17 protein-coding genes and 1 riboswitch are annotated in these 20,451 nt (G+C 61.5%); of the genes, 9 read left to right on the top strand and 8 right to left on the bottom strand.

Annotated features, from left to right (window positions below):
* Positions 1 to 236 precede the first annotated feature (236 nt).
* The 8 genes from SINAR_RS0121650 to SINAR_RS0121615 form a co-directional block, all read right to left on the bottom strand.
* Complete coding sequence (locus SINAR_RS0121650) at positions 237 to 2,459, bottom strand: TonB-dependent siderophore receptor (RefSeq protein ID WP_028001013.1); 2,223 nt, start codon at positions 2,457 to 2,459, stop codon at positions 237 to 239.
* Positions 2,460 to 2,619: 160 nt separating this feature from the next.
* Positions 2,620 to 3,504 carry an AraC family transcriptional regulator gene (locus SINAR_RS0121645; protein WP_028001012.1) on the bottom strand — a complete coding sequence of 295 codons (885 nt, stop codon included), beginning with the start codon at positions 3,502 to 3,504 and terminating at the stop codon, positions 2,620 to 2,622.
* 161 nt (positions 3,505 to 3,665) lie between these two features.
* Positions 3,666 to 4,139, bottom strand: a complete 474-nt coding sequence (locus SINAR_RS0121640) for a 6,7-dimethyl-8-ribityllumazine synthase (protein ID WP_028001011.1) — start codon at positions 4,137 to 4,139, stop codon at positions 3,666 to 3,668.
* A 91-nt stretch (positions 4,140 to 4,230) separates the two neighbouring features.
* A riboswitch (FMN riboswitch) is annotated at positions 4,231 to 4,396 on the bottom strand.
* A 114-nt stretch (positions 4,397 to 4,510) separates the two neighbouring features.
* The gene (locus SINAR_RS0121635) at positions 4,511 to 5,572 is read right to left on the bottom strand and encodes an ABC transporter ATP-binding protein (RefSeq protein ID WP_028001010.1); all 1,062 of its coding nucleotides are present in this window, start codon (positions 5,570 to 5,572) and stop codon (positions 4,511 to 4,513) included.
* Positions 5,573 to 5,576: 4 nt separating this feature from the next.
* Positions 5,577 to 6,365 carry an ABC transporter permease gene (locus SINAR_RS0121630; protein ID WP_028001009.1) on the bottom strand — a complete coding sequence of 263 codons (789 nt, stop codon included), beginning with the start codon at positions 6,363 to 6,365 and terminating at the stop codon, positions 5,577 to 5,579.
* Positions 6,362 to 7,240, bottom strand: a complete 879-nt coding sequence (locus SINAR_RS0121625) for an ABC transporter permease (RefSeq protein WP_028001008.1) — start codon at positions 7,238 to 7,240, stop codon at positions 6,362 to 6,364. The genes SINAR_RS0121630 and SINAR_RS0121625 overlap by 4 nt, the downstream gene beginning before the upstream one ends.
* A 77-nt stretch (positions 7,241 to 7,317) precedes the next feature.
* Positions 7,318 to 8,421 carry an ABC transporter substrate-binding protein gene (locus SINAR_RS0121620; RefSeq protein WP_028001007.1) on the bottom strand — a complete coding sequence of 368 codons (1,104 nt, stop codon included), beginning with the start codon at positions 8,419 to 8,421 and terminating at the stop codon, positions 7,318 to 7,320.
* 185 nt (positions 8,422 to 8,606) lie between these two features.
* Positions 8,607 to 9,485: a MurR/RpiR family transcriptional regulator gene (locus SINAR_RS0121615; RefSeq protein ID WP_028001006.1), complete on the bottom strand. Its 879-nt coding sequence runs from the start codon at positions 9,483 to 9,485 to the stop codon at positions 8,607 to 8,609.
* Between the two features lie 170 nt (positions 9,486 to 9,655).
* On the opposite strand from SINAR_RS0121615, the gene SINAR_RS0121610 reads away from it, so the two are divergent.
* The 9 genes from SINAR_RS0121610 to SINAR_RS01000000133755 all read left to right on the top strand — a co-directional run bounded on the left by SINAR_RS0121610 (position 9,656) and on the right by SINAR_RS01000000133755 (position 20,407).
* Complete coding sequence (locus SINAR_RS0121610; RefSeq protein ID WP_028001005.1) at positions 9,656 to 10,429, top strand: N-formylglutamate amidohydrolase; 774 nt, start codon at positions 9,656 to 9,658, stop codon at positions 10,427 to 10,429.
* Positions 10,430 to 10,556: 127 nt separating this feature from the next.
* Positions 10,557 to 11,066, top strand: coding sequence for a TRAP transporter small permease subunit (locus SINAR_RS0121605; RefSeq protein WP_028001004.1), 510 nt, complete (start codon positions 10,557 to 10,559; stop codon positions 11,064 to 11,066).
* Positions 11,063 to 12,388, top strand: coding sequence for a TRAP transporter large permease (locus tag SINAR_RS0121600; protein WP_028001003.1), 1,326 nt, complete (start codon positions 11,063 to 11,065; stop codon positions 12,386 to 12,388). The genes SINAR_RS0121605 and SINAR_RS0121600 overlap by 4 nt, the downstream gene beginning before the upstream one ends.
* 96 nt (positions 12,389 to 12,484) lie before the next feature.
* A complete protein-coding gene (locus SINAR_RS0121595) occupies positions 12,485 to 13,534 on the top strand; it encodes a TRAP transporter substrate-binding protein (protein WP_028001002.1) in 1,050 nt (349 codons plus the stop codon).
* 95 nt (positions 13,535 to 13,629) lie between these two features.
* Positions 13,630 to 15,000, top strand: coding sequence for a glutamine synthetase family protein (locus SINAR_RS0121590; RefSeq protein WP_028001001.1), 1,371 nt, complete (start codon positions 13,630 to 13,632; stop codon positions 14,998 to 15,000).
* Between the two features lie 191 nt (positions 15,001 to 15,191).
* Positions 15,192 to 16,577 (top strand): aldehyde dehydrogenase family protein, encoded by a 1,386-nt coding sequence (locus tag SINAR_RS0121585; RefSeq protein ID WP_028001000.1) that lies wholly within the window; start codon positions 15,192 to 15,194, stop codon positions 16,575 to 16,577.
* Positions 16,574 to 17,719 (top strand): iron-containing alcohol dehydrogenase, encoded by a 1,146-nt coding sequence (locus SINAR_RS0121580; protein ID WP_028000999.1) that lies wholly within the window; start codon positions 16,574 to 16,576, stop codon positions 17,717 to 17,719. Before SINAR_RS0121585 ends, SINAR_RS0121580 begins: the two co-directional genes overlap by 4 nt.
* Positions 17,720 to 17,928: 209 nt before the next feature.
* Positions 17,929 to 18,645, top strand: coding sequence for an AAA family ATPase (locus tag SINAR_RS0121575; protein ID WP_028000998.1), 717 nt, complete (start codon positions 17,929 to 17,931; stop codon positions 18,643 to 18,645).
* A 244-nt stretch (positions 18,646 to 18,889) separates the two neighbouring features.
* Positions 18,890 to 20,407 (top strand): globin-coupled sensor protein, encoded by a 1,518-nt coding sequence (locus tag SINAR_RS01000000133755; protein ID WP_050577531.1) that lies wholly within the window; start codon positions 18,890 to 18,892, stop codon positions 20,405 to 20,407.
* Positions 20,408 to 20,451: the final 44 nt, after the last annotated feature.

Genomic DNA, 20,451 nt, shown 5'->3' with positions numbered 1-20,451 from the left:
ATTGGTGGCACGAATGAAGCCGGGCGCTTGCTACCAGCTGAGTGTGACAGTCTTTGCCAATCTGCATGATGGAAAGATGAAAGTTTCCATCGATGAGCGGGGCGGCCCTCATCCCGCTGCCGCGCCTTTCTCCTCCTTCTGACCGGGAGAAGGGACGGGTGGCGAGTGCCGTGAGTCTCCTTCGCCGCCTGCGGGGAGAAGTGCCGGCAGGCGGTTGAGGGGCGAAGTGCCGCCCGTTACCACTTCTTGCTGAGTTTCAGCGTGAAGGTCCTGCTTTCGCCGTAGCCGCAGGTCAGGAGACCCTGGCATCCGGCGACATATTCCTTGTCGAAGAGGTTGGCGACGTTGAGCGACGCCGTCCAGTCGTTCTTCTCGTAGCGGATAGCGGCATCCACGAGCGTCGCCGCCGGAACTTTTTTCGTGTTCGCGGCATCGGCCCAGGACTCGCCCTGGCGGCGTACGCCTGCACCGAGGCTCATGCCTTCGAGCGCGCCGCTGGTCACGGTGTAGTCCAGCCACAGGGCAGCCTGCGTTTCAGGTATGAGATAGGGCGACTTGCCGAGCAGCGACGGATTGGTGTCTTCCGTAATCTCGAGGTCGGTATAGCTGAACGCCGAGATAATCTTCCAGTTTTCGTCGAGGTTGATCTTGCCTTCGAGCTCGAAGCCACGGGAGCGCACTTCGCCGAGCTGCGTGGAGATCCCGAGGGTGTCGGTCACCTGGACATTCTGCTTGGTTATCTCGAAAATCGAGGCGGTGAACAATCCATCGATGAATGTCGGTTCGTATTTGATTCCCGCTTCGTACTGATAGCCTTCTTCAGGCTTCAGCGGCACTAAAGTGGTGATCGCAGGATCAGGGTTCGAGTCGCGTGAGCCTACGAGCGGATTGAAGAAGGTCGCGACGCTCACATAGGGCGTGAAGCCGTTGTCGAATTCGTATGCCAGACCAGCACGACCGCTGAGCGCGCCGTCGTCATATCCGAAGTTGGAAGGTCCGGCCCAAGCGGTCGCGCCGTTCTTGAGGTCCGTATCGACATAGTCGTAGCGCCCATTGAGGGTGACGAGCCAGCCATCGCCGAAGCGCACCTGGTCCTGCGCATAGATGCCGATCTGCTGCTGTGTGAAAATCTGATTGATATAGACGGCAGTCGGGCCCTGCGGCACGCCGTAGACCGGGTCGGTGGGGCTGATCGGCGTTGCGCCTCCTGACGCCCCGATATGGTCGAGGCGGTAGTATTTGTAGTCGAGGCCGGCGACGAATGTGTGATTTGTGGCGCCGAGATCGAAATCCGTTTCCACCCGGTTGTCGATCGCGAAGCTGTCGACCTTCGACGTCGCCTCGAAACCGATGCGGTTTAGAAGGTAGTCAGGAGCGATGGGCTCTACGTTCCCGAAGCCCGGACCGACATAGCCGTAGGGGTACGGGTACTTCTCGTGTTTGTGAAGATGGGCGTAGCGTGCGTTCTGGGTGAACGTCCAGCCGCTGTCGAAATCGTGCGTGAACTCGTAACCGAGCATCTGCTGGGCGTAGCTTCCCTCGTCGATGTCAGGCTCGCCGAAATAGGCGTCGCGGTCGATCTTGCCGAAGGGCGCGTCTTCGACGGTTCCGACATAAGGCAGGAAGCCGTTGCCTACATGGACCTGATCGAGGCCCTGAAGCAGGCCGAAGACGGTCAGGCTGGTTGCGTCATCAGGCGCATAGGTTACCTGAGGAAGGATGAAGCCGCGCAGGTCTTCGGAATAGTCCGAATAGTTGTCGCCGCCGGCAACCTTGCCGGTGAGGCGGTAGCGAACCGTTCCGTCATCGTTCAGCTTGTCGCTGACGTCGAAGCCGGTGAAGGCGTTGCCGTTGCTGTTGATGCCGGCCTCGGTGTAGTACAGCGGCTCGTCAAGCGGCCGTTTGCTGATCAGGTTGATGATGCCGCCCGGATTGGACCCGCCGTAGATGACGGAGGCAGGCCCTTTGAGCACCTCTATCCGCTCCAGCATGAAGGGGTCGATCTGGAAGTTGCCGAAGGCGAAGCTGAAGAGTGGCAGGCTGTCGAGGAAGAGGCCTGTCTGTGCCGCATCGAAGCCGCGGATGTAGAACCAGTCCGTGTCCGGATCGGTGCCGAACGGTGCCGACAGGACGCCCGGCGTATAGCGCAATGCTTCATCGACCTTGTTGACCACGGCGCGATCGTCCAGTTCCTCACGCCCGACGACGGAGACCGACTGGGGGATTTCGTTGAGCGGCGTGGCGGTCTTCGACCCGGTCGCGGTCGCCTTTGCGACGTAGCCGTCCACTGGTCCGGTCGCGGTAGCTCCCGCCCCATTGCCGCCCTCGACGACGATTCGCTCAAGCTGTGTGGCGCTTCCCTCCTGCGCCAGCGCCATTCCGCTCATCATCAGCGGCGCGAGCGCCGCTCCGCTCGCCAAAAGAGTCTTCAGATGCGCCCCGCGAATCCTGCACTTCATCTCATTCGTGCCCCGAAATCGGCCGGCCCCGCCGTTGCCCCGCGTGACCGGCACTGTCAACGATAAGATGAGTGTCTAGATCAACTATTCTGGCCGCGCTTGTCCCGATATCAGGAAATTGAACGATTTTGGGCAAAATTGCGTGGTGCCGGCGGACTCGTCAGGCGGTGTGACTTTTCTTCCAGTAAGCCGGAGTCGTGCCCACCATCCTGCGAAAAACGCGGGTGAAATGCGCCTGATCCGCGAAACCCGTCTCGGCGGAAATCGACGTCAATGTGGCGTCGGACTTGAGCAGCATCTGCTTTGCCCGTTCGACTCGTGCATTCATGTGCCATTGATGGGGCGCTACACCCGTCGAGGCCTTGAAGGCATGGCTGAAATGCGACTGGGAGAGGCCGGTGAGGTCGGCGAGTTCCTCGAGCCGGACGTTGCGGGCAAAATTCTCCTCGATGAAGTCGACGGCCCGCCGCAACTGCCACGCCGCAAGCTGGCTGCGCTTGCGGCCGCTGCGCTTGCCGATCTTCATGAGATCGATGAAAAGCGCCACCGTAAGGCCGTCGCCGTAAAGATCGTGGAGGGGCTGGGGATTGAGGCACTCGGCTGCGATCAGGCCGGCGAGCGTGAGGAAGCGTTCGTCCTGGAACATCAGCCGGGGCGTTTCGATTGCCGCGGCGTCCAGGTCTTCCTTCAGGCGCCTGCCGAGCCCATCGACATCGAAGTGCAGATCGAGATGCCGGATGTAATGGATGTCGACGACATCGGTCCAGAGCTCCATTCCGGCCGGAATATAGGAGAGGGCCTGCCGATGATAGTTCTGGACGGCACCCTTGCCGTTCGCTGCGAGCTTCACCTTGCAATTGCCGCCGCCCTTGGCATCGAGCACGATGAACATGCGGGGGTCCTCGGCGACATAATAGCCGCCCGCATGCGGAACGCATTCCACATCCCAGACATCCGCGATCACACCGTTCCACTCTCGGCGGTTGAGACCGCCTATGATCGAAAACCCGCTGATCCTGTTCTGCATGCGCGGCTGGAATGTCATCGTCGCCTTCTCGGTCCTGCCGGCGCCCTGGTCCGACCGCAGTATTCCTTCCAAATATAGTCAAGTTTATTAGCGCGGGCGGCGCGGGTTTTCAATCGCTTCAATGAAAGGGGCGCGGCCGATAGCGGCCGCGCCCCTTTCCGATCCAACGTTCCAGCAGATCAGGCGTCGACCAGCGCGAGCTTCGCACGCGCATCGAGGATCTGCGCGCAGGCATTCGCAGCCTCTTCGCCCTTGACGACGAAGTGGTCGCGGAAGAAGGCGATCAAAGGCTCGCTTTCCTGGAAATTGTGAGGCGTCAGAACCGCGGAGAGCACCGGCACGTCGGTATCGAGCTGCACGCGCATCATACCGTCGAGCACCGTGCCGGAGACGAAATCGTGGCGATAGATGCCGCCATTGACGACGAAGGCAGTGCCGAGGATCGCGGCATAGCGGCCGGTTCTGGCGAGGGTCTGCGCATGCAGCGGGATCTCGAGCGCTCCCGGCACGTCGAAGATCTCGACATCGGCGGCGCTGCCCCCAAGTTTCGTCCACTGCGCGACGAAGGCGTCGACGCAACGATCGACGATATCGGCGTGCCAGCGGGCGCGGACGATGGCGATCTTGGCGGAGGGATGGGAAAGTATGGTCATGGTCTCAAGCCTTTCAGGGTTGGCATTTTTCCAATGATCCCGTCGGGCGAACATGCATGCGCGAAGACCCCTCGGGAGGGGCGACGCTTCTGCTTGCTCTCTTCCATCCGGACTATAACCGTCGGCTCCGGAATTCGACCGGATCTGCTGACCTTCGCACGAAAATGCAAAGCGCTCGCGGGCTCCGACCACCGACCATTCCCGATCCTGTGCTCGCTACCGCCGGTGGGGATTTTCACCCCGCCCTGAGAACGCCTGCGACTATAGCGGCTGTTTCGCCGCCGTCAAATCTGCGCTGCGACGTGAAAGCGAAAAATCACGACAGAATTTTCCAAGGATTTCACGCCCCCGAACAATTCGTTCCGGCTGCTCTATTCGCGGATGACGAGCAGGTCCTTTGCCGCGAAACGCAGCGTGACGCTCTCGCCGGCGACCGGTGGGGCCATGCCCGGGTCGTTGAACATGTCGAAGGAGATGATGTCTTCGCCGACCCGCAGCTTGGTGCGGATGACGGAGCCGAGAAAGCTTCTCGATACGACTTGCCCCGGAAGCGCGGTATCGCCCCTGGCGCCCTCGGCGATCGAGCCCGCTTCCGGCCTCAGTGCCAGCGAAATGCTGTCGCCGCCCTTCGCCCCGGCTATCGGCTCTTTCAGCGAAATCCGCTGCCCGCCGATGGTGACGGCACCGCTTGCGGGATCGGCCACCTTGCCCTCGATTATGTTGAGCGTGCCGACGAAGGAGGCGACGAAGCGTGTCGCCGGGGTGTTGTAGATTTCGAAGGGCGTGCCGATCTGATCGGCGCGGCCGGCATTCATGACGACGATCCGGTCGGAGATCGACAGTGCCTCCTCCTGGTCGTGCGTCACGAACACCGTGGTGATGCCGAGCTGCTGCTGGATCTGCCGGATTTCCTCCCGCAGCGAGATGCGGATTTTTGCATCGAGCGCGGAAAGCGGCTCGTCGAGGAGCAGCACCTGCGGCTTGACGGCTATGGCGCGGGCAAGCGCCACGCGCTGCTGCTGGCCGCCGGAGAGTTGATAGGGGAAGCGATCCGCCAGATGCTCGAGCTTGATCAATCCGAGCATCTGCTTCACCCGGGCCGCGGTCTCCGTTTTGGAGGCGCCGGCGACCTTGAGGCCGAAGGCGACATTGTCGTGAACGTTCATGTTGGGAAAGAGCGCATAGGCCTGAAAAACCATGCCGATATTTCGCTGGTTCGGCTTCAGCGCGCCCTGGTCCTTGCCGTCGATGAAGATCGAGCCCCCGGAGGGCGTCTCGAAACCGGCAATCATGCGCAGAACCGTCGTCTTGCCGCAGCCGGAGGGACCGAGGAAGGAGACGAACTCTCCTTTTTCGATTCCCATGTCGAAATTATGCACGACCTGAACCGGGCCGAAGGATTTCTGTATGTTGGTCAGTTGCAGGAATGCCATTTGATCAAGCCTTGGCCGGAGCGGATTTCTGGAAGCGCGACACGAGCTGGATCAGTCCCATGCTGAGCCAGGTGATCGCGAACGCGATGACGGCGAGCGCCGAGGGCTCGTAGGCTTTGTTGGCGCCGACAAGCTGCAGATAGGGGCCGAAGGCGGGCCGGTTGAGCAGCGCCGCCATGGTGAATTCGCCCATGACGATCGCGAAGGTGATGAAGGCCCCGGAGAGTACGCCGCTCATCACATTCGGAAAAATGCAGCGAAAGAGAATGGTTGGCCATTTGGCGCCCAGGCTTTCGGCAGCCTCCGTGAGCGTTCTGACGTCGATCGCCCGCATCGCCGTGTCGACGGCGCGATACATGTAAGGAAGCGACAGCGTCATATAGGAAAACATCAGGAGGGCGTTGGTGCCGGAGGTGGAGCCGGTCAGCGGCAGGATCGACGAGGAGTTGTAAAGCCTGAGATAGCCGAAGACGATGACGATCGCGGGGATAACGAGCGGCAGCAGCGTGATGAACTCGATAATCGGGCGGACCTGCGGCAAGCGCAGCCGCACCCAATAGGCCGTCGGCACCACCAGCAGCATGCCGAAGATGATCGTGAAAAACGCCATCAGCATCGAATAGCCGAAGGTCTCGCGAAACTGGAAGTCGGAGAAGACCGACCGGTAGGCGTCGAAGGAATAGGCGTCGCGGCGCATGCGCAGCGAGAATTCCAGCGTTCCGAGCAGCGGAATGATGAAGTAGCTCGCTCCGATGGCGATGGCGATCCAGGCGCCGAGACGTCTTGCTTTCATTTCTGCCACCGTTCGGCGCGGATCCGCAGCCAGATATAGAGAATATTGGAGATGCCGGTGATGACGATCATGCCGAGCGCCAGCGCATAGCCGAGGTTCGGATTATGGAGCACGTCGCCACGGATCTGCGCATAGAGCAGGATCGGCACGATATTGAGCGAACTGCCGGTCAGCGCGTAGGCGGTGGCGATCGCGCCGAAGGCGTTGGCGAAGAGCAGGAGCGTCGTGCCCAGCAGGCTCGGCCAGAGGATCGGCAGCGCCACCATGCGCCAGTATTGCCAGGTGGAGGCGCCGAGAATTTCGGAGGCTTCGCGCCACTCCTTCTTCATGCCGTCGAGCGCCGGCGTCAGGATCAGCACCATCAGCGGGATCTGGAAATACATGTAGGTGATGGTGAGGCCGAGGAAGCTCAGGAGATTGAAGCCGGTCGAATAGAGATTGAAGCCGAACCAGTCGCGCAGAAACACGGTGACGAGCCCGGTGCGGCCGAGGGTGGCGAGAAAGGCGAAGGCGAGCGGAACGCCCGCGAAGTTGGAGGCGACGCCGGAAAAGGTAAGAAGGCCGGAACGGATCCACGTCGGCATGCCGCCGAGCACGATGGCCCAGGCAAGGAAGAAGCCGATGAGGGCGCCGCCGAGCGACGAAGCGACCGACACCCGGATCGAAATCCAGTAGGCGGAGAGGATCGACGGGGTGAAGAGGTCGGCGATGTTCTTGAAGGTGAACTCGCCCGCCGGCGTCAGAAAGGCGCCGGTGACGAGATAGAGCGTCGGGACGACCAGGAACATCAGCGCGAAGATCATGAAGGGTGCAATGCCCAGCCAGTCGATAATCGCTCGTTTGCTGATCAGAGGTGCTGCTGTTGTCGTGGTCATAAAGCTTTCGGCTGTCCCGGCATCGGAGGAAAATGACCTCCCCGCCAAACTTCGGGCAGGGAGGCACGCAATGGCAGTTACTTCACGCTTGCGCCGACGACGCTATCCCACTTGGTGGTGATCGCTTCCTTGCCCTTGGCCTGCTCGTCGAGCGTCGGGAACACGGCCTTTTCGTAGGATTCGGCCGGCGGCAGCTTGTCGAGCATCTCCTGCGGCACCTTGCCGTTCTTGACGAGGTCGTTGAAGCGGATCGGGTGGCAATAGCCCTTCAGCCAGCCGAGCTGACCTTCGTCCGAATAGAGATATTCCATCCAGAGCTTGGCAGCGTTCGGATGCGGAGCAAAGGCAGAGATCGCCTGCACGTAGACGCCGGCGACGACGCCGGAATCCGGAACGACGACTTCGACCGGCGGATTGCCGTTCAAGCTGTCGCGCCAGGAGAGGCCGTTATAGTCCCAGGCGATGATGATCGGCGTCGACCCTTGTGCAAGCGAGGCGGACTTGCCGATGACCGGGACGAAGTTGCCGGCCTTGTTTACCTCGGCGAAGAAGGCCAGGCCCGCTTCGCCGGCCTTTGCCGCGTCCGTTTCGCCGGCTGCGAGGCCGGCGGCGTAGACCGCCTGCACCGCCTGGTTGGATGCGCGCGGATCGCCGGCGAGCGCGATCGAGTTTGCATAGTCGGACTTCTTGAGGTCCGCCCAGTCCTTGGGCACGTCCTTGACGATGTCGGTGTTCACCACGAAGGAGAGGACGCCGTAATAATCACCGTACCAGAAGCCTTCCGGATCCTTGGCGGCGTCCGGGATCGTGTCCCAGGTCGATACCTTATAGGGCTGGATCAGGCCTTCGGCCTTGGCCGAGGGGCCGAACGAGAGGCCGACGTCGATGACGTCAGGTGCCTGCGGGCCGGTATTGCCCTTGTTGGCCTTGATCGCCTCGATCTCGTCGCCGGAGCCCGCATCCGGGTTCAGTTCGTTGACTTCGATGCCGTACTTTGCCTTGAAGCCGGCGATCAGATCGCCGTACCCGCACCAAGTGTGCGGGAGCGCGATTGTCGTTAGCGTGCCTTCCTTCTTGGCGGCTGCGATGAGCTCCTCGCTCGGCTCGGCAACAGCTACTGCCGTCGTTGCGAGCAGCATGGCAGTCGAGAGCGAGAGCAGACGTTGAGTCATTGAAATCACTGGCGTTCTCCTTATGGGTTTTCAGTCAATTTCGCCGATGCAGTTAAAGATATGCGATGAAGCTTATGTGACAGGCTTTGTCCCTTCTGCGACACGGATGTCGGCTTCGGATCGATCCGCTCCGGTTGCATTCGAGTTTTACCTGAATGCCCTTCTTTTTTAAGTTTCAAGCCGCCGGAGCCCTCCTAGACCGGCTTGCGGAAAATGCGTGTGGAATCGAACAGGCCCTCCAGCGCCTTCATCCGGTCCCGCGTTTCGTCCCAGTTCGAGCTCTGTACGGCCTCGATCAGCGTCTCCACGAGGAACAGGAGCATGACGGAACTGTCCCAGGCCGAGGGAACCTCGATCCGGGCGCGGAAGACCTTCGATGAAGACTTGGCGACCGGAGAGCCCCACTGGTCGGTGAAGAGGATGATCTCGACGCCGCGGTTTCGGGCGAAGCGGGCGAGCGTTTCCATCTCCTGCTCGTAACGGCGGATGTCGAACAGGATGAGGACGTCCCCCGGCCGCATGTCCAGCACGTAATGCGGCCACGAACTCGGGTTCGCGGCGATCTGCGTCACGCCGGTTCGGATGACCTGAAGATGAGTGAAGAAATAGTCCGCAAGCGATCGGGTAATGCGCCCCCCAACGAGATAGACCTTGCGTTTCAGATCGGCGACGAGGGCTGCGGCCGCGTCGAATTCGGAAGGTTCGATCTGGGAGAGCGTCTGGCGCATATTGCCCATGATCGCATCGGCGAAACGGTTGAGCGTGTGGGTTCCCGGTGCGCTTGCCGCCCAGCGATCGTGTTTCGCGATCGGATTGGAGATGGTCGCCTCGAGCTCCTGGTGTAGCCGCGCCTGGAAATCCGGGAATCCCCGAAAACCGAGCTTCTGAACCATGCGGGCGACCGTCGGCGTCGAAACGCCGGCGTTCTCGGCAACCGTGGTGATCGAGCCGAGACCGGAGACCGGGTAATTTTCGAGAAGTGTCTCCGCCAACTGCCTTTCGGCGCGCGTCAGCGCGGCGAAATGTGCGTTGATCACATCCGACACCGTCATGGAAGCCGTGTTGCCGTTCAATGTTCGCCCCTCGGCCGGTCTTTGCCAGCTTGTAAGAAATTAAACATCGCTGTCACAATCGGAGTCAATCGCAATTTTGAAAAGATCGTTTCAGTTTTTCATTGACACCTGCCCATTCGTGAAGAATTCTCTTCATAATCATCGTCTGACGAGGCATTGGGGAGCCGGTTTTGACGGGAATTTTGACGCAGGCAGAGGGCGGACCGGTCGCAATAGAGAATCCCGGGGCGAAGGGAGAATTCCTCTTCGTCTGCGAGCATGCCTCCAACCGCATGCCCGAACGTTTGGGAACGCTCGGCCTTTCGAAGGATGCGCTCGAGAGCCATATCGCCTGGGACCCCGGCGCGCTGGCGGTCTCCCAATTGTTGTCCGAAAAGCTCGACGGCACGCTGATCCACCAACGCTTTTCGCGGCTCGCCTATGACTGCAACAGGCCGCCGGAGTCCGACGCGGCGATGCCAGTCCTCAGCGAGGTCTATGAGGTGCCCGGCAACAGGACGATGTCCGCGGCAGAGCGGCAGTCGCGAGTGGACGAGATCTACCTGCCGTTTCACGAGGCGGTCACGCGTGCGGTCGCAGACCGCAAGGCCGCGGGCAGGCAGCCGGTTCTCGTGACCATGCATAGTTTCACGCCGATCTATTTCGGCAAGCCGCGGACAGTCGAGTTGGGCATTCTGCACGACTCGGACAGCCGGCTCGCGGAGCGCATGCTTGCCGCCGCAGCGATCGGGGAGGCGGGATACGACGTGCGCCGCAACGAGCCTTACGGACCGGCTGACGGTGTGACGCACAGCCTGATCGAATACGGCATCCGCCTTGGCGTGCCCAACGTCATGATCGAGATCCGCAACGACCTCATCCGCGATAAAATCGGCCAAAGGGTCATGGCCGATTATCTGGCGGGGCTGCTCGCAAAGAGCGTGGCGGCCCTTCCAGCACAATAAAAGACCCGGGGAGCGGCAAGGCCGCGGTGATGACATTGAACAGGAGAAATGCAGCCCATGATCGGATCGGCAGCTATGGGAGAGGAGCTTCCTCGGCCTGACGGCGCGCGCGGGGCAGGACGCCGCGATGCCTGAATACTTGAAAACCTATGTGCGCGCGGTCGACGGATTCAACCGATGCGTCGGCCGAGCGACCATGTATCTGATCTTCGCGATGATGGGCATTCTGCTCTATTCGTCCGTATCGAAGGCCTGGCTGCTGCCGTCGCTCTGGACGCTCGAAATGGCCCAGTTCGTGATGGCGGCGTACTACCTGCTGGGCGGGGCCTATTCGCTCCAGCTGGACAGCCATGTGCGTATGGACCTGGTCTATGGACGCTGGACGGCGCGCACGCGTGCTGCGGTCGATGCGATTACCATCCTCATGCTCTTCGTCTATCTGGGCTTCCTGTTCTATGGGGGCGTTTCCAGCACCGCCTATGCGCTGAAATACGGCGAGACCAGCTATTCGAGCTGGTCGCCCTACATGGCGCCGATCAAGATCGTCATGACGATCGGCGTCGCGCTCACCTTCCTGCAGGCGACGTCCATCTTCATCAAGGACCTCGCCCGGGCGATGGGGAGGCCGATCGCATGAGCTACGAAATGATCGCCTTCATGATGTTCTCGTCCATGATGATGACGATGCTGACCGGGCAGAGGGTCTTCGCGGCGATCGGCGTCGTCGGCGCAGTCTCGGCTGCCTTCCTCTGGGGCAATGGCGGCTTCGAAATGGCCTTCGCCGCCTCGATGAAGCTGATGAAATGGTATCCGCTGCTCACTTTGCCGCTCTTCATTTTCATGGGCTACATGCTTTCGGAGTCCGGAATCGCCGAGGATCTCTACAAGATGTTCCACGTCTGGATGGGCGGCTTGCGCGGCGGGCTTGCGCTCGGCACCATCGGGCTGATGGTCATCATTTCCGCGATGAACGGGCTCAGCGTCGCGGGGATGGCGATCGGCGCGACCATTGCGCTCCCCGAGCTCCTGCGCCGCGGCTATGACAAGACGATGGTTACCGGTGTCATCCAGGCGGGCAGTTCGCTCGGCATCCTGGTGCCGCCGAGCGTGGTGCTGGTGCTCTACGGCATGATCGCGCGTCAGCCGGTAGGCCAGCTCTGGCTGGCAGGTGTGTTTCCGGGGTTGCTGCTGGCACTGCTGTTTTCGATCTATGTGATCGTCCGCTGCAAGATCCAGCCGCATCTGGGGCCGGCGCTTCCGAAGGAGGAGCGCGACATCCCGCTTGCCGAAAAGCTCAAGCTGCTGCGGGCCGGCATCCTGCCCTTCATGATCTTCTTCCTGATGATGGGTCTTTTCGTGATGGGCGTCACAAGCCTCGTCGAGAGCTCGGCCGTGGGGGCGCTTTCCGCGCTCGCTGCGGCCTGGTGGAAGGGACGCCTGACATGGACCGTCTTCGACAAGACGATCGAACAGACGCTCGGAATTTCCTGCATGTTCATGTGGATCATCCTGGCGGCGCTCTGCTTCGGCGCGGTATTCGACGGTCTCGGGGCGGTCAAGGCAATCGAGTACCTGTTCTTGGAGAAGTGGGGGCTTGGCCCTTGGGAAGTGCTGATCCTGATGCAGATTTCCTATCTGATCATGGGCACATTCCTCGACGATACGGCTATGCTGGTCATCGTCGCGCCGCTCTACATACCGCTCGTCGGCAGCCTCGGCTTCGATCTGATCTGGTACGGCGTGCTCTACACGATCACCTGCCAGATCGCCTACATGACCCCGCCCTTCGGCTACAATCTGTTCCTGATGCGTGCGATGGCTCCTCCGGAGATATCGCTGACGGATATCTACAAATCGGTGCTCCCCTTCGTCCTGGTGATGATCGTGGGGCTGGCGATCGTCACGGCGTTCCCGGAGATCGCACTGTGGCTGCCGCATCATGTCTATGTAAGGGGCTGACGGGAGCCGGCGCTTTCGCGCCGCAAGAGGGTACCCCTCCGATGGGGGGCTCCAGAGAAGAAGTACACGTTGAACGAAAACAGAGGGAAACGAACGATGACCAACAGACGCGACTTTCTGAAGAAGGCCGGGCTCGCCGCCGCGGCCGGAACCACTGCGCTTGCTGCCCCGGCAGTACGTGCGCAATCGGGCAAGATCACCTGGCGCCTGCAGACCTATGCCGGCCCGGCGCTCGCCGAGCATGTCATCAAGCCGGCGATCGACGCTTTCAACAAAGCCGCCAACGGCGAGATGCAGATCGACCTTTACACGGCCGACCAGCTCGTGCCGACCGGCGAACTGTTCCGCGCCATGCAGGCCGGCACGATCGACGCAGTCCAGAGCGATGACGACTCGATGGCATCGCCGGTCGACATCAAGGTGTTCGGCGGCTATTTCCCCTTCGCCTCACGCTATAGTCTCGACGTGCCGACGCTGTTCCATCAGTACGGCCTCAACGAGATCTGGGCCGAGGCCTATGGCGAAGTCGAAGGGGTCACGTGGCTCTCGGCCGGATCCTGGGATCCCTGCAACTTCGCAACGGTGAAGCCGATCAAGACGCTTGCGGACCTCAAGGGCCTGCGCATCTTCACCTTCCCGACCGCCGGCAAGTTCCTGACGCGTTTCGGCATCGTCCCGGTCACTCTGCCCTGGGAGGATGTGCAGGTCGCCATGCAGACGGGCGAACTCGACGGCCTCGCCTGGTCGGGGATCACAGAGGACTACACCGTAGGCTGGGCGGACGTCACCAAATACTTCCTGACGAACAATATCTCCGGCGCCTGGTGCGGGTCGTTTTTCGCGAACTCCGCACGGTGGAAGGAGGTGCCCGAGCATCTGCAGACGCTGTTCCGCCTCTGCATCGACTCCTCCCATTACTATCGTCAGCACTGGTATTGGGGAGGTGAGGCAAAGTTGCGCGCCGAGGGCACCAAGCTGGAACTGACGACCATTCCGGACGAGGAATGGAAGACGGTAGAAGCGGAGGCCCTGAAATTCTGGGACGAAATTGCCGCCACGAGCCCGCGCGCGGCGAAGGTCGTAGAGATTTTGAAGAAGTACCGCGAGACGATGGAGAAGGCCGGGCCGCCCTATCGTTACAGCTGATCATTGCCCTGCAACTCACATCCGGGGCTGCAATGCGGCCCCGGATGCGGACGGAACAATTTCTACCGGTACGAGACCGGAACCAGGACCTTCCCATGAGCGCGAACTATACATTCGATGATTTGAAGAGAGACGTGGCTGAGGGCCGGATCGACACGGTGCTCGCCTGCCAGGTCGACATGCAGGGCCGCCTGATGGGCAAGCGCTTTCATGCGGAGTACTTCGTCGAAAGCGCATGGAAGGAAACGCATAGCTGCAACTATCTGCTTGCGACAGACATGGAGATGGAGACCGTTCCCGGCTACAAGGCGACAGGCTGGGAGAAAGGCTACGGCGACTATACGATGAAGCCGGACCTTTCCACGCTCCGGCGCATCCCGTGGCTGGAAGGCACGGCGCTGGTTCTCTGCGACATGCTGGACCACCACACGCATGCGGAAGTGCCGCATTCGCCGCGCGCCATCCTGAAGAAGCAGGTGGCGCGCCTCGAAGCCATGGGCATCAAGGCCCTTATGGCCAGCGAGCTCGAATTCTTCCTCTTCGATCAGTCCTATGACGATGCGAGGCTTTCGGGATATCGCGACCTGCAGCTGGTCAGCGGCTACAACGAGGATTACCACATCTTCCAGACGACCAAGGAAGAGGACGTGATGCGGGCGATCCGCAACGGCCTGCAGGGCGCCGGGATCCCGGTCGAAAATTCCAAGGGGGAGGCGTCCGCCGGCCAGGAGGAGATCAACGTCCGTTATGCCGACGCCGTCACGATGGCGGACCGGCATGCGATCATCAAAAACGGCTGCAAGGAAATCGCCTGGCAGCGCGGCAAGGCGATCACCTTCCTTGCCAAGTGGAACTACTCGGCCGCCGGCTCCTCGTCGCACATCCACCAGTCGCTCTGGAGCAAGGACGGCGAAACGCCGCTGTTCTTCGACAAGAACGGGCAATATGGAATGTCCGATCTCATGCGCCACTATGTGGCGGGCCAGCTCGCCCATGCAAGCGAGGTCACCTATTTCCTGGCGCCCTATATCAACTCCTACAAACGCTTCATGGCCGGTACCTTTGCACCGACCAAGGCGATCTGGAGCAAGGACAACCGCACCGCCGGCTATCGGCTCTGCGGCGAAGGCAGCAAGGCGATCCGGATCGAATGCCGCGTCGGCGGCTCCGATTTGAACCCCTACCTCGCCTTTGCCGCCCTGATCGCGGCGGGCCTCTCGGGCATAGAGAACCAGATGGAACTCGAGGCGCCTTTCGTGGGCGATGCCTATCAGGGCAAGGAAGTGCGCGAGATTCCGCATACGCTGAGAGAGGCGACCCAGGCGCTGTCCGGTTCGAAGATGCTGCGCGCCGCCTTCGGCGAGGAGGTTGTCGATCACTATGTGCACGCCGCGGAATGGGAGCAGCAGGAATACGACCGGCGGGTGACCGACTGGGAGGTGGCGCGCGGTTTCGAACGGGCGTAAACACCCGTCCCCAACCCCTCCCCACAAGGGAAGGGGCTACGTTGCGGCACGCTCCTACCGAAAGCCGATGCCTCCACAAGTGGCATGGCCCAACTGGTGTGCGGAGCGGTGCCGCAGGTTAAGCCCTTCCCCATTTCGGGGAGGAGGTTGGGGAGGGGAATTCATTCTGAATTGAGAACAGGAAGACGATCATGACGATGATCAAATGTATATCGCCGGTCAATGGCGAGGTTTATGCCGAACGCCCGGCAATGCCGCTGGAGTTGGCCAGGCAGGCCGTGGCACATGCGCGCCTCGCGCAGAAGGCCTGGGCCAAGCGCCCGCTCGAGGAGCGCGTGAAGCTGGTGCTTGCCGGCGTCGCTCGCCTTAACGAGATGGTTGACGAGGTCGTGCCGGAACTTGCCTGGCAGATGGGTCGGCCGGTGCGCTATGGCGGCGAATTCAAGGGCTTCAACGAGCGCTCCAATTATGTCGCCTCGATCGCCGCCGATGCGCTGAAGCCGCTCGTCGTGGAGGAGAGTGACCGCTTCGAACGGCGCATCGAGCGCGAGCCGCATGGCGTCGTCTTCGTTATCGCTCCGTGGAACTATCCCTATATGACCGCGATCAACACGGTCGCGCCGGCGCTGATGGCCGGCAATACCGTGATCCTCAAACACGCCAGCCAGACGATCCTCGTCGGCGAGCGCATGGTGCGCGCCTTCATCGAGGCGGGCGTTCCGGCGGACGTTTTCCAGAATCTTTTTCTGGATCACGACACGACGGCGGCGCTGATTGCCGCCAAGAGCTTCGACTTCATCAACTTCACCGGATCGGTCGAAGGCGGCCGGTCGATCGAGCGGGCGGCGGCCGGGACTTTCACCGGCCACGGACTCGAACTCGGCGGCAAGGATCCGGGCTATGTGATGGAGGATGCCGATCTCGACGCGGCCGTCGACACCCTCATGGATGGCGCGACCTACAATTCCGGCCAGTGCTGCTGTGGCATCGAGCGCATCTATGTGCATGAGTCGCTCTATGACGCCTTTGTCGAGAAATCGGTCGCCTGGGTTTCGAATTACAGACTTGGCAACCCCCTCGATCCCGATACGACGCTCGGACCGATGGCAAACAAGCGCTTTGCGGCAACCGTGCGCAATCAGATCGCCGATGCGATCTCCAGGGGTGCCAAGGCGCTGATCGACCCGAAGCTCTTCCCGCAGGACGACGGCGGTGCCTACCTGGCGCCGCAGGTTCTTGTCGATGTCGATCATTCCATGGAGTTCATGCGCGAGGAAACTTTCGGGCCGGCCGTGGGCATCATGAAGGTGAAGAGCGACGCCGAGGCGATCGAGTTGATGAACGACAGCCAGTACGGTCTCACCGTGTCGCTCTGGACGAAGGATGCGGAGCGCGCCGCACAGATCGGTCGTGAGCTCGAAACCGGCACGGTTTTCATGAATCGTGCTGACTATCTCGACCCGGCGCTGTGCTGGACCGGAGTCAAGGAGACCGGCCGGGGCGGCTCGCTCTCGGTGCTCGGCTTCCACAACCTTACCCGCCCGAAATCCTACCACCTGAAGAAAGTGACCGCATGACCATCACCGCCAACTGGAGCTATCCGACCGCCGTCAAGTTCGGCGCCGGCCGGATCAAGGAGCTTGCCGACCACTGCAAGGCGCTCGGCATGAAGAAGCCGATGCTCATCACGGATCGCGGCCTTGCCCCGATGGCGATCACGCAGCAGGCGCTCGATATTCTTGAAGCGGGTGGCCTCGGACGCGCGATCTTCGCGGACGTCGATCCGAACCCGACCGACAGGAACCTCGAAGCCGGCGTGAAAGCGTTCCGTGACGGCGGCCATGACGGCGTCGTCGCCTTCGGTGGCGGCTCGGGCCTCGACCTGGGCAAGTGCGTCGCCTTCATGGCCGGCCAGACGCGGCCGGTCTGGGACTTCGAGGATATCGGCGACTGGTGGACCCGCGCGAGCGTCGACGGCATCGCGCCGATCGTCGCCGTTCCGACAACCGCCGGTACCGGATCCGAAGTGGGGCGCGCCAGCGTCATCACCAATTCGGCAAGCCATGTGAAGAAAGTGATCTTCCATCCGAAGTTTCTGCCTGGCGTCACCATCTGCGATCCGGAACTGACGGTAGGCATGCCTGACGTGATCACCGCCGGCACGGGCATGGATGCCTTTGCCCATTGCCTCGAAGCCTATTCGTCTCCCTTCTATCACCCGATGTCGGCGGGTATCGCGCTCGAAGGCATGCGGCTCGTCAAGGAATACCTGCCGCGTGCATACCGGGACGGAGCGGATCTCGAAGCCCGTGCCCATATGATGAGCGCGGCGGCCATGGGGGCGGTCGCTTTCCAAAAGGGCCTCGGCGCGATCCACTCGCTGTCGCATCCCGTCGGTGCGATCTACAACACCCATCACGGCATGACCAACGCCGTGGTGATGCCCCCGGTCCTGCGATTCAACCGCTCCGCGATCGAGGAGAAGATCGGTCGCGCCGCCGCCTATCTCGGCATTGCGGGCGGCTTCGACGGTTTCTATGACTATGTGCTGCAGCTCCGGGAGGAACTCGGGGTGCCGGACAAGCTTTCCGCACTCGGCGTCGGCACGGACCGTATCGGCGAGATGGCCGAGATGGCGATCGTCGATCCGACGGCCGGCGGCAATCCCGTCGAACTGACGCTCGATGCTGCTAAGAAGCTCTTCGCCGAATGCATTTGACGGGAGCCGTCGTTAATTTTTTCAAGCCCGGAAAACTCATGTTTTCCGGGCTTTTTTACTGCGCCTAAGCAATCAACAGCTAATCCGGTTAACTTTTGGGGGCCAAAAGTTTCCATTTCGTTAACCATGTTCTGCAAGGTTCTATTAAGAAAATCGCGCGCCGGGGATAGCCGGGCGGACCGGAAACGAGCAAGGACGAGGTGAGAGAAATGGCGGTCATCACATTCGCCAATGCAAAGGGCGGTGCGGGAAAGACGACCGCGGCGCTGATCCTGTCGACGGAGCTGGCCAGGCAAGGCAACCGCGTCGTGGTACTCGATGCCGATCCGCAACGCTGGATCACGAGCTGGTCCGAGGCATCGGGCCATGTCGCCAACCTCGAGGTGATATCGCACGTCACACCGGCTTCGCTCCCCTGTCAGATCCGCGAGCTCAAGGGTGAAGCCGATTTCATCGTCATCGATCTCGCCGGCGCCAAGGATGCGATCGTTGCACTGGCACTGGGCCTTTCCGATCACGTGCTGATACCGGTCCAGGGCTGCGCCATGGATGCGCGGGGCGCCGTACAGATACTGGAACTCATCCGCCAGATCGGAGAGAAGGCGAGGGTACGCATCAACCACTCGGTCGTGCTGACCCGCGTCAATTCGCTGGTGACGACGCGGGCGCTGCAGACGATCAAGGCGCTGCTCGCCTCTCGCGGCGTTTCGGTCCTCGATACGCCCATCGTCGAGCGCGTCGCCTATCGCGAAATCTTCGAATGCGGGGGCACCTTGCAGATGATGGACCCGAACCGGGTCAGCAATCTCGACAAGGCGCGCGAAAACGCATACGCGCTTGCCGCCGAGGTGCAAAACCTGCTCCCGGTGACCGCACGCCGCGCCCTGATGTCTCGCCTGCGCTCGGCTCTGCCGCGGGCGGCATGACGTTCGGCGGTTCCTGCGGGGGCCAAATTGGCCTATGCGCAATGTGTCGCAGGACTGCCTCTCGTAAAGCTTCCTTTACCATGGCCCGCTACGCCGAGCGCGGAAAGTAATCAGGCGTCAACCCGTATGTCGAGTTGACGCATGGCCACGATGAATGTGGCTCAAGCTCTCCGGGCAACTTTCATTGCACCGGCTGCGAAACTTCCATGATCCAATCGGGCATATTACGCAGGGAAGTTCGCGGATGAAAACCGAACACGCAGCTCTCGGTGACGAGGATATTGTCGGCCGCCTCAACTTCATGGGTCTGGATGAGCGCGCCAAGGCGAAGCTCCGGGCGCTGAAGCCGATCTTGCAGAGGGAACTCGGGCCGGCGCTTGACCAACTTTACTCCAAGATAAGGCAGACGCCGGAAACCAACGCCTTCTTTCCTTCCGAGGGACAAATGAGCCGGGCGAGGGCCGCCCAGCTCGGTCATTGGGAAAACATCGCTGACGCCGACTTCAACGCCGATTACGGAGCGAAGGTCAGGACGATAGGCCAGGTCCATGCGAAGATCGGCCTCGACCCCCGCTGGTATATCGGTGGTTACGCACTGATCGCCGAACACCTGATCGGCCGGATCGTGCAGGCGCATTGGCCGAAGAGCGCCCTCGCACGCCGGAAGACTTCGGCAGACGAGTTGAGCGCCATGCTTGCGAGCCTCGTCAAGGGCATCTTCCTCGACATGGACCTTTCGATCTCGGTTTATGTGAATGCCTCCGACGTGGCGAAGCAGCGCGCGGTGCAGGAGGAGGTGCTTGCCGGAGAACGCTCCTTGGTCGCCCGTACGTTCGGCGTCGCGCTGGAGAGGATTTCGGCGGGCGATCTCACCGCGCGCATCACCTGCGAACTGCCTGAAGCCTATAACGACCTAGCCGGGAACTTCAATCACGCGATCGCCGAACTCGCGCGTGTGATCGGCGGCATCGGTGCCGGGGCGAACCAGATTCACTTCAGCGCCAAGGAAATCGCCGCCGCCGTGGACGACCTTGCCAAACGCACCGAGCGTCAGGCCGCCAACCTCGAAGAGACGGCAGCTGCGGTGGAGCAAGTGACACGTACCGTGCGCCAGACGGCTGAAGGCGCCGATCAGGCGAATTCCACGGTGACTGCGGCGCGTGCCAACGCGGAACGGAGCGGCCACGTCGTCGAACATGCCATCTCTGTCATGCAGGAGATTCAAGCATCCTCGGCAAACATCGCCCGCATCGTCGACGTGATCGACGAGATCGCCTTTCAGACCAATCTTCTGGCGCTCAATGCCGGCATCGAGGCAGCGCGCGCCGGTGAGGCGGGCAGGGGCTTCGCGGTCGTCGCATCCGAGGTCCGCGCGCTTGCCCAGCGTTGCGCCGATGCGGCCAAGGACATCCAGGCACTGATCGCAAAATCGCGCGGTCAGGTCGATGACGGTGTTGCTTCGGTCAACCAGGTGGCGCAATCGTTGCAGCAGATCGTAGCGCAGGTGATCGAGGTGAGTTCCGTTTTCGGCGTGATACGATCGAGTACCGCCGAGCAAGCGACGGGCCTGAACGAGGTCAATAGGGCAATCAGCCAAATGGATACGATCACGCAGCAGAACGCTGCGATGGTGGAACAGGCCAATGCCTCCAGCCAGGCATTGAATGCGGAAGCTGAACAGATCGCACAGCGCCTCAGCGCTTTCGTAACGGCGGGTCGTGCGCAGGCAAATGCGGCCTCTGGCTATGAAGCCGCGGCTTGACCTGCGCAGCGACTGGAGCGGGATGGGAAACCGTGTGCGGTCTT

The sequence above is a fragment of the Sinorhizobium arboris LMG 14919 genome, assembly GCF_000427465.1.
In the GTDB taxonomy this organism is placed as follows: domain Bacteria; phylum Pseudomonadota; class Alphaproteobacteria; order Rhizobiales; family Rhizobiaceae; genus Sinorhizobium; species Sinorhizobium arboris.
The sequence above is the reverse complement of the archived record's forward strand: the minus strand, read 5'-3'. Positions and strand labels throughout refer to the sequence as shown.

Excerpts from the sequence above, each read along its gene's own strand:
- SINAR_RS0121650 (WP_028001013.1), bottom strand. The coding sequence starts at position 2,459 with ATGAAGTGCAGGATTCGCGGGGCGCATCTGAAGACTCTTTTGGCGAGC.
- SINAR_RS0121640 (WP_028001011.1), bottom strand. The coding sequence starts at position 4,139 with ATGACCATACTTTCCCATCCCTCCGCCAAGATCGCCATCGTCCGCGCC.
- SINAR_RS0121595 (WP_028001002.1), top strand. The coding sequence starts at position 12,485 with ATGACCAACAGACGCGACTTTCTGAAGAAGGCCGGGCTCGCCGCCGCG.
- SINAR_RS0121625 (WP_028001008.1), bottom strand. The coding sequence starts at position 7,240 with ATGACCACGACAACAGCAGCACCTCTGATCAGCAAACGAGCGATTATC.
- SINAR_RS0121605 (WP_028001004.1), top strand. The coding sequence starts at position 10,557 with ATGCCTGAATACTTGAAAACCTATGTGCGCGCGGTCGACGGATTCAAC.
- SINAR_RS0121580 (WP_028000999.1), top strand. The coding sequence starts at position 16,574 with ATGACCATCACCGCCAACTGGAGCTATCCGACCGCCGTCAAGTTCGGC.
- SINAR_RS0121575 (WP_028000998.1), top strand. The coding sequence starts at position 17,929 with ATGGCGGTCATCACATTCGCCAATGCAAAGGGCGGTGCGGGAAAGACG.
- SINAR_RS0121585 (WP_028001000.1), top strand. The coding sequence starts at position 15,192 with ATGACGATGATCAAATGTATATCGCCGGTCAATGGCGAGGTTTATGCC.
- SINAR_RS01000000133755 (WP_050577531.1), top strand. The coding sequence starts at position 18,890 with ATGAAAACCGAACACGCAGCTCTCGGTGACGAGGATATTGTCGGCCGC.
- SINAR_RS0121600 (WP_028001003.1), top strand. The coding sequence starts at position 11,063 with ATGAGCTACGAAATGATCGCCTTCATGATGTTCTCGTCCATGATGATG.
- SINAR_RS0121645 (WP_028001012.1), bottom strand. The coding sequence starts at position 3,504 with ATGACATTCCAGCCGCGCATGCAGAACAGGATCAGCGGGTTTTCGATC.
- SINAR_RS0121630 (WP_028001009.1), bottom strand. The coding sequence starts at position 6,365 with ATGAAAGCAAGACGTCTCGGCGCCTGGATCGCCATCGCCATCGGAGCG.
- SINAR_RS0121635 (WP_028001010.1), bottom strand. The coding sequence starts at position 5,572 with ATGGCATTCCTGCAACTGACCAACATACAGAAATCCTTCGGCCCGGTT.
- SINAR_RS0121590 (WP_028001001.1), top strand. The coding sequence starts at position 13,630 with ATGAGCGCGAACTATACATTCGATGATTTGAAGAGAGACGTGGCTGAG.